Annotated in this window: 6 protein-coding genes; 1 reads left to right on the top strand and 5 read right to left on the bottom strand. The window is 58.7% G+C overall.

Going from position 1 to position 7,393, the window contains the following annotated elements; genetic code table 11:
• Window positions 1–73: 73 nt before the first annotated feature.
• A complete protein-coding gene (locus tag IVB32_RS32920) occupies window positions 74–1,099 on the bottom strand; it encodes a glycosyltransferase (RefSeq protein ID WP_247412714.1) in 1,026 nt (341 codons plus the stop codon).
• Between the two features lie 265 nt (window positions 1,100–1,364).
• Here IVB32_RS32920 and IVB32_RS32915 point away from each other — a divergent pair, with 265 nt between their 5' ends.
• Complete coding sequence (locus IVB32_RS32915; RefSeq protein ID WP_247392824.1) at window positions 1,365–2,834, top strand: glycosyltransferase family 4 protein; 1,470 nt, start codon at window positions 1,365–1,367, stop codon at window positions 2,832–2,834.
• 64 nt (window positions 2,835–2,898) lie between these two features.
• On the opposite strand, the gene IVB32_RS32910 is transcribed toward IVB32_RS32915, so the two are convergent.
• Genes IVB32_RS32910 through IVB32_RS32895 form a run of 4 tightly spaced genes read right to left on the bottom strand, consistent with a single transcriptional unit; the run spans window position 2,899 to window position 7,296 of the window.
• A complete protein-coding gene (locus IVB32_RS32910; RefSeq protein WP_247371982.1) occupies window positions 2,899–3,654 on the bottom strand; it encodes a class I SAM-dependent methyltransferase in 756 nt (251 codons plus the stop codon).
• Window positions 3,651–5,141: a class I SAM-dependent methyltransferase gene (locus tag IVB32_RS32905; RefSeq protein WP_247371984.1), complete on the bottom strand. Its 1,491-nt coding sequence runs from the start codon at window positions 5,139–5,141 to the stop codon at window positions 3,651–3,653. Before IVB32_RS32905 ends, IVB32_RS32910 begins: the two co-directional genes overlap by 4 nt.
• Window positions 5,138–6,277: a DegT/DnrJ/EryC1/StrS family aminotransferase gene (locus tag IVB32_RS32900; protein WP_247371986.1), complete on the bottom strand. Its 1,140-nt coding sequence runs from the start codon at window positions 6,275–6,277 to the stop codon at window positions 5,138–5,140. The genes IVB32_RS32905 and IVB32_RS32900 overlap by 4 nt, the downstream gene beginning before the upstream one ends.
• The gene (locus IVB32_RS32895; protein WP_247412713.1) at window positions 6,274–7,296 is read right to left on the bottom strand and encodes an NAD-dependent epimerase/dehydratase family protein; all 1,023 of its coding nucleotides are present in this window, start codon (window positions 7,294–7,296) and stop codon (window positions 6,274–6,276) included. Before IVB32_RS32895 ends, IVB32_RS32900 begins: the two co-directional genes overlap by 4 nt.
• Window positions 7,297–7,393 lie beyond the last annotated feature (97 nt).

Genomic DNA, 7,393 nt, shown 5'->3' with positions numbered 1-7,393 from the left:
CTCAGCAGTCGGCCACAACTTCCGCCGTATCCTCGCCTGGCTCAGAGAACTCTTGTGCCTCTTCCTGATCCAGCTATCGCATACACTTGCCTGTCCGCTCCCGCTCAATTCGGCTTCTTAACGGACGACTCTTTAGCCGCTCGATGGCGGGTCGCAGCAACTGCCACCCGCGCAATCCCAACCGCCGTTTGCAGGCGAGCAGCCACCAACGACGCGATCTCGTGACCGCCGGGTCCAGCTTTGACGCAACCGCCAAAAGGCGCTCCGATAGTCCGACGTCTCCGTCATTGAAGGCACGGCTCGCACAATTGATCGTGTCGAGCGCCAGATGGTTCGTCAGCCAGGACCGAAGATCATCGACGTCCGGAAGCACCCCGGCGCAGCTATCAAGGAAGTGCTCCAACGCCAGTTTGCGTTGAAGGAAGTCCTGCTCGGCAGAATACCCGCCCGACATGTTGGTTGAATGTCGTCGATACACAGCCTGGATCGCATCGATGAAGCCGACAGGGCCATGCGCGGCGAACCGCAACCACATCTCCATATCGCCGCTGTGCGTCAAATCCGGTAAGTATCCCCCCACCTTCTTCTGCAGGCTCGTCCGCACCATCACGCTCGGCGCCAGAACTATGTTTCGAGAGCCCCCCATTTTGATGAAATCGCGGCCGGCCAGTGTCTTCGTACCAGCCCCAAGTTCAGGCGGCAGCGGCACAACCTCCTCGTGACCTTGGTGAAGCGCGACTGCGCCTCCAAACGTGAGGCCGACGGAGGGATTGTCATCCATCAGCCTCACCGACCTCTCGATCGCACCCGGCATCAAGTAATCGTCTGCGGAGAGCAGAATCATGTAGTCCGCAGCGGCCCAGGCGAGCCCCTCGTTGAAAGTGGAGATGTGACCGTGGTTGACGGCATGCCTGCGAAACTCGACCCGAGAATCTGCACGAACCAGTTCCTCCGCGACCTGGGGTGTATTATCCGTCGACGCATCGTCAATAATCAGCAGCCGCAACTCGGGTCCGCACTGCCTCAATATGCTGTCGGCGCATTCCCAAAGGAAATGCCCATACTGATAGCAGGGAATGATCGCATCTACGGAACTCACGGCGCATCCATTCCCGCCGAAGGCCTCTGGAAGGCGCTTTCCATGCTTCTCGAGCCCCGCATCCCAATGTTGATTGTCCCCGATCCGCGCCGGCTGTTCATCAAGTCATGAAGCGACATATCTGATCGGATATCCAAAACAATGATCGAGATAATAATGCCAACGATTTAATTGGATTTCTAGTTCGGTGCAATATATATCTAATCCTTAATTTTCAGTTTACGTATCCGCATCAGGAGATCGGGACGGACGAGCATTCGAACTCATGAAGGGTATCAGCCAGAACGACCTTTCCTTACGAGGGCGCGCGACGCTTTGGGCACAACGAAATTCCTGGCGACTGCCGCCAAGCCTGAGACGCGTCGGGAAGAAACTGCTCATCGGCAGCCGGTTGGCTTCCGGAAGCGACGGTCTCGTTGACGACTGGTCGAAGCCGCTCATGCCGTACGATGCGACAGTCGCGCCGCATGCACCGGCGGCGCCCGCCTCTATTCCGACCAGCAGCGTGTCGAATCCCGACGACTTTCTCGTGTCGCCGGGAAGTGTCCATTGCCTCATCGTCACTCCGGTGCTCGACGCCGGCGGGCTGGATGAATTTGTCGCCTTTCTTGCGCGTCGCCTCCCCCATTTCGGGCTTCGCGTAACGGTCATGTGCGCACATTCATCGTCGGCGCCCGTCGGACAACTGTTCACGACCTTGCAGAGGGAAGGCACGGCGGTCGTTGCCGCCTCACCAAGCGACGCTTGTCTCTGGATCAAAGCGAACCGTCCTGACGTTATCAGCGCGCACGATCCGCCGGGTTGGCTCTTGCAGGCGGCCAAAGACGCCCGCGTTCCGGTCGTGGAGACGCTCCACGGCATTCCAACTCCCATAAGCACCAATTGGACGGAAGAACGTCAGAGATCGGAACACGTCACCTGCTTTGTCGCGGTAAGCGAGCTCGTGCGGCGTCAGTACCTGTCGGGCAATCCGGCCTATTCCGATCGTGCGGTCATCACCATCCCCAATGCATTCAACCAGACACATCGCCCGCCGGTGAACCGGTCGAAGGCCCGGGCTTGGCTGGGCCTCAATGACGAGTTTCTCTTTCTCTCGCTCGGTCGTCACACCGTCCAGAAGAATGCATACGGCCTGGTGCGGGCATTCTCCGAAGTCGCAGAAGATCATCACAACGTACATCTGCTGATCGCCGGCCGCCTGGACGATACTGTGTACACGCGTCAAGTCTGTACGCTTCGCGACAAGATGCCTTGCAAGGATCGAATTCACCTCCGGCATTCGTTTCCGGATCCGTCCATCCTGCTGGCCGCCGCCGATTGCTTTGTTCTGAACTCCTTCTTTGAGGGATGGTCATTGGCCTCCATGGAAGCGCTAAGCGCGGGTTTGCCCACAATCGTGAGTGACGTCGGCGGCGCGCGTGAGCAGATCGGTCTGGACGGTAGCCGAGGCTTCGTGGTGCCGAACCCTGTTGGCGATCCTGAAAGCGCAAATTGGCATAGTTCGAGCCTTATGCGATTTCAGCCGCAGAAGAATATGGATGAACTCGTCTCCGCCATGAAGTCAGTCGTTGCCCATCGCGACTATTGGTCCGGGGTGCGCGAACAACTGTCGGCAGATTCAAAAGGCCGTTTTGATCCCGTCATATGCTCCAAACGGCATGCCGAGGTCCTGCTTGGGGCGATTTCACGATCTATGCTCGAAGGTGAATTCGCGGATTGTCCCGCCCGTAGTTGACGCGCCCGACGGCCAGTGCGCATCTTAGGGAATCGGAGCGGTCCGCCTGACGGCTATCGCTCCGCTAGCTGATCAGCCGGTTCTTCTTCCAATTGATTTTCGGCTGCGCGATCAATGCAGTGGTGAGCTCACCCGCCATAATATATTGCTTTGCCAGGTGATGGGTCAGGCCGCCGAAGGTAAGTCTATCCAACATCTTCGATTTTGGACCTTCAATGCCCGTGATCAGACCGTCCTTAACGACCAGACTTGAATCGTTGAGAAGCTTGACGGCGGTGCCTTCGACAAAGAACTTAAAATGGGTTCGGTCAAGAATTCCCGAATCTGTGTATTCAAATCGACGCCGGAAGAGCAGCGGAATCGTCACGCTCAGATGTGCGATGTTCGGAACAGAAACGATTACGCGCCCACCATCCATGAGAAGGTTTCTGGTGATGACCTGAAGTGTGCGCGTTGGATCCGGAACGTGTTCAAGGACATCAAGCAACAAGATGAGGTCAAACTTGCTACCGACTCCTGATACCAAATCGTCGACGTCTCCGATCATCGCGACATCGGCGTTCTGTTTCAGGTCGGCTTCAAGTTCTTGATTGAGCTCGACTCCGAATGTCGTAGCGGCAGGGTAGATCGACTTGAGCCAGGCAAGAGTGAAACCTGCGCCAGGTCCCACTTCGAGGATCCGGGAGGCGTGGTTGGGCAGCAACGACCGTATCTCGCGGCGAGAGCGGGTGTAGTAGCTTTGCGCAGCAGTGTCCTGCGCAGCACCAGCGCGTCCCTGCATGTCGTCGATCTGGATTCTTCTGGCAGCCTCCAAGCTCATTGAACGACGTTCCTTCTGGAAACCTCCATTTGCTCCATGCCGTGATCCTTGCGAAGGAACGGCCTTAGCGATTCACGCCTCGTGGCGGTCGCAACAAGGTCGGGCGCCAGCACAGAAGACAGGAATTTCAACTTCGGACTGGCGCGATGCGGAGCGCGCCTCTCAATCTTCTCGATCGCCAGACCGGCTTGCGCACACCACTTCTGAATTTTCCCGGCTGTCGTGTCGTGGATTCCCACGGCATCGAAGCTCCCCCAGCGTCGAAAGACGCTGCTGGATTTCGCGCATTCCCAGGCGTACCGAAGAGAGGGGTGGTTTGGCGCGCAAATGATCACTCGTCCATCCGGAGCCAGGAGATCGGCAAACAGATTGAGGAGATGCGCCGGATCACGAATGAATTGCAAGACATCAACGAACAGCAGTCGGTCAAACCGCTCCGCTGCAATTTTTGACCTCGCCGTTATGACGTCCCCTAACACCACCTCAGCCCCAAGCTGGGCCAGGCCGCTACCCACAACGGGGTCGAGGGGAATAGTCACCACTCGGTTACCTCTCTCCAGCAGTCGGCGTTCGTTTGCAGCCGAGCAGGACCCGATCGACAATACGGCCGCGCTTTGCGGTACAGCGGACAACACCTCGTCCCTGGCCGGCTCGTAGTAGTCTTTCGAATACATGCCGTGCCAGAGCCTGGTCTCGGCGCTGAACAGCGGAACGGCATTGTTCCCCTCACGCGCGATCTGCATCAGGACGGATAGTTGTGCGTCCAATTGTGGGCGATCGACGCCGAGCCGGTTGATATATTTGTTCGGTAAATGGTGCGCCGAGAAATCATCGATATGGGAAATTGGTATCAGCTTCTTGAAGCCACACTGGGTGAATGGATCGGTTGCAGCGGTGCAAGGCAGGTCGTACTTGCCTTCGTGAGGCCCGACGAAAAAACCGCCGGACCCAATTGCTCTTGCAAGCTGCTGCCGGGTGAGCATATAGCTGGCAGCATGCTCGTTGGTAAAATGGGCAAGATGGTAAATTCCCCTGGACTTGACCGACGTACAATCCCAGTGGAAGGAACCGTGGGCCTGCGGATAATTCAATTCGCCGTTCGACGCTCTCTCGACGAGCATCCATCCGGCAACCTCGTCCTCATTCAACACGGAGGTCACGTCGAGAAACGCTCGAATATTTTTTTCAGTGACCAGGATATCGTCTTCGGAATAAATGAACAGATCATACCGATCAGCCCGCGCTGCAAACAACTCCTTGTGCGCGAAGGGAAGCGACCAGGGATTCTTGTTGGGAAGGCCAACGACACACTCGATATCTGCAGCCGGCTTCTTGTCAATGTTGGAGATAATGATGATGTCCACGTCGAACGACATGGACCGGTATTCCTTGATCACTCGATCCAGGTAGGCATTATTGGCAGTCCCATAGCTCGCGATCACAACCAAAAGTTGCAATGCCTTTTGGTCGGCGATCCCCGGGATCATCGTTCCAACTCTGCCCGCACCGCAGCACTCACCCTCGAGGTCTCCTCGGCGCTCATCTGTGCATAGATGGGCAGCAAGATCGACCGATCCTGGGCGAGTTCGGATTGACGCAGATCCTGTCTCTGGACAAGGCCCGAATAAGGCTGCTCACGATGGGCGCACATGATGCCGCGGCGGGTTGCGATGCCCTTATCGAGGAGATGTTGCATCACGATGCGCTGGTCGAGGCGGTCTGGAAGACGTACGCAATAGCTCTGCCAGTTGGATCTGGCCCACGCCGGTTCAGTCGGTAACCGCAACCCTTCCAGATTGCCGAGCTGTTCGGCATAATTGGCGGCGACGGCTCGCCGGCGCGCTATCAGTTCCGGGAGCCGCTCGAGCTGTTTGCGCCCAATCGCGGCCTGCATGTCCGTCATTCGGTAGTTGTAGCCCACAACGACGTATTCCTCGAAGATCACGGACGACGAATTGTGCCGCACCGTGTCGGGAACGCTCATGCCGTGCTGACGCAGGAGCTTGAATTTGCGATCAAGCTCGGCATTCGCGGTGGTGAGCATTCCCCCCTCACCCGTCGTGATCACCTTTCGCGGATGGAAGGAGAAGCAGGCAATGTCGCCATGCGGCTTGCCGATCGACTCCCATTCCCCGTTCATCCGGATCTGCGATCCGGCAGCACAGGCCGCGTCCTCGATCACGGCGATCCCGTGGCGGCGCGCTATGGCCAGAAGCGCGGCTATATCGCACGGCATGCCCATCTGATGGACAACGATGATCGCACGCGTACGCTCGGTGATGGCTTCGGCCAACCGGGCGCAATCAAGATTATATGTCTCCGGCTCGATATCGACGAAAACCGGAGTGGCTCCCTGATGTCGGATGACGTTTGCGGTCGCGATGAAGGAATGGCTGACCGTGATCACCTCGTCTCCGATGCCGATGTCCAGCGCCGCCAAGGCGAGCTGCAGGGCGGTCGTGCAATTCGAGACGGCGCAGGCGTGCGGTGCGCCGACAAGTGCGGCGAACTCGCGCTCGAATGCGGCCACTTCCGGACCTTGCGAGATCCAGCCCGACAGCACGGCTGCGCGCGCAGCGTCGGCCTCTTCCTCCGCAAGCAGCGGCGCAGCGATCGGAATCACGATGCCGCCGCCTGCCGCTGATCAGAAGCGAGCTCCCGTTCGGATCGCCACCATTTCACGAGGTCGGCGAGCCCCTGCTCCAGCGAAACCGTGGTGCGGAAACCCAGCAAACGCTCCGCCTTCCCCGTCGATGCCAGCCGTCGCGGCACCGGATTGACCGACCGCTCCGGCGCGAACTCGGGCGTCAGGCCGCGGTGTCCCATTACGGACGCAAGCGCCGTAGCCAGCTCCGTCAGGCTGGTTTCAGTGCCGCTTCCAACGTTGAAGACCTCGTCGGTGATCTTTGACCTGGCCGCAAGGATGTTGGCACGCGCGATGTCGCGGACGTGGACGAAATCCATGGTCTGACGACCGTCACCAAAGATAACGGGAGGCAATCCGGCCTCAAGGCGCCCCATCCAGCGGATCAAGACCTCGGTGTACCGCCCGTGGATGTCCATCCGGCTGCCGTAGACGTTGAAATACCGGAACGCCACATAGTCGAGGCCGGATACATCGTTGAAGGCCCGCAGTAGCCCTTCGTTAAAGGCCTTGGCGGCTCCATAGAGAGTCCGGTTGTTGTACGGATTCTGCCGCTCGGTCGTCGGAAACTCCTCGGCCATGCCATATACGGATGCCGAAGACGCTGCGATGATCTTCTCAATGTCGTGCTTGATGCACAGCTCCAGCAGGTCGTAGGTGGCGTCCACCATGACCTCCTTGGCGAGGCGCGGTTCGGCCGCACAATGCGTGATGCGGAGCGCTGCTTGGTGGAAGACGATATCGGCCGCCTTGACCAACGCTTCCATCAGCTTGCGATCGCGAATGTCGCCATGAACCAGTCTCACCGGCCCGCGCCCGAGCGCGCGCCGGAGATTTTCCGGCCGGCCTCTGACCATGTTGTCGAGGGCAACGATTTCGATGCAGCCCTCGTCGCAGAGCAGATCAACGATGTGAGATCCGATGAATCCCGCCCCGCCGGTGACCAGAACGCGTTTACCCTTGAGATCAATCAAGACGCTCTCCTGTTGTGGGACCATGCCATGGCGCTTTGTGGATGCTCCGCTCGGTCGCTGACGGCCACGCCGGCCCGCAGCGCCACTGCGTTCGTCAATGCGGCGACAACTTCGGCCGCCT

Source organism: Bradyrhizobium sp. 23 (assembly GCF_023073295.1).
Classification (GTDB): Bacteria; Pseudomonadota; Alphaproteobacteria; order Rhizobiales; family Xanthobacteraceae; genus Bradyrhizobium; species Bradyrhizobium canariense_D.
This window is presented reverse-complemented; position numbering and strand designations above follow the sequence as displayed.

What these genes read in the sequence shown, in the direction of transcription:
- IVB32_RS32915 (WP_247392824.1), top strand. Translation starts at nt 1,365, where the DNA reads ATGAAGGGTATCAGCCAGAACGACCTTTCCTTACGAGGGCGCGCGACG.
- IVB32_RS32905 (WP_247371984.1), bottom strand. Translation starts at nt 5,141, where the DNA reads ATGATCCCGGGGATCGCCGACCAAAAGGCATTGCAACTTTTGGTTGTG.
- IVB32_RS32895 (WP_247412713.1), bottom strand. Translation starts at nt 7,296, where the DNA reads ATGGTCCCACAACAGGAGAGCGTCTTGATTGATCTCAAGGGTAAACGC.
- IVB32_RS32910 (WP_247371982.1), bottom strand. Translation starts at nt 3,654, where the DNA reads ATGAGCTTGGAGGCTGCCAGAAGAATCCAGATCGACGACATGCAGGGA.